General features: G+C 71.3%; 1 protein-coding gene. It reads left to right on the plus strand.

Features of this window, described 5'->3' with window-relative positions; genetic code table 11:
• Positions 1-58: 58 nt before the first annotated feature.
• Positions 59-876 (plus strand): HNH endonuclease signature motif containing protein (locus IPV10_RS16840; protein ID WP_207485824.1); only part of this gene is annotated, 818 nt, incomplete at its 3' end.

Genomic DNA, 876 nt, shown 5'->3' on the forward strand with positions numbered 1-876 from the left:
CGACGAAAGCGGATCCGGCGCCGACTCTGGCGCCGACGGCGATGCCGACCGTGATGACTTGGGCGGCACTGCCGCCGACGCCGACGCCGACGCCGACGCCGACGCCGCCGATGCCGAGGCCAAGGTCGTTCCGGAGGCGGGTCCGCCGGCGACGCCGGATGACCTGCGGCTGTTCGCGTCGGAGGTCGCGGCGGTGCTGGATCCGGATGGGGCGGAGCCGAACGACCGGAACGCGCAGCAGGGCCGGTACCTGTCGATCGGGCGGCCGCGGAACGGCCTGCACCCGATCCGCGGCAACCTCCTCCCCGACACCGCCGCCCAGTTGCAGCTGATCATCGACGCGCAGAACAACCCCAAGGTCGGCGGACCCCCATACCCCGGCGTCGCCTTCCACGAAGAAGACGACAGCGTCGACGACGGTGAAGAGGACGAGGATCGGTTCAACACCGACCACCGGAACGTGATCGACTCCCGCACCCCGGGGCAGAAGCGCCATGACGCCCTGGCCGCGGCGCTCGGGATCGCGGCGAGGCACCAGGACATGCCCTCCCTCGCCGGCGCCGCCCCCACCCTCGTCGTGCACGTGGACGCGAGAGACTTCGCGGACGGGACCGGGTGGGCGAGCGTCGGAGGCGACGCCACTCCCATCCCGGTGTCCGTCGCCGCGCACACCGCCTGCACCGGGACGATCCAGCGGGTCCTGTTCGATGAAGGCCGGATCGTGGGGATCACCACCACCGACCGGGTGTTCACCATCCACCAACGCCGCGCGATCATCGCCCGCGACAAGGAATGCCTCATCCCCGGCTGCCACGTCCCCGCCGAATGGTGCGAAATCCACCACGTGATCGAACACGCCCGAGGCGGCCCCACCCA

Source organism: Microbacterium sp. SD291, from assembly GCF_017355365.1.
Classification (GTDB): domain Bacteria; phylum Actinomycetota; class Actinomycetes; order Actinomycetales; family Microbacteriaceae; genus Microbacterium.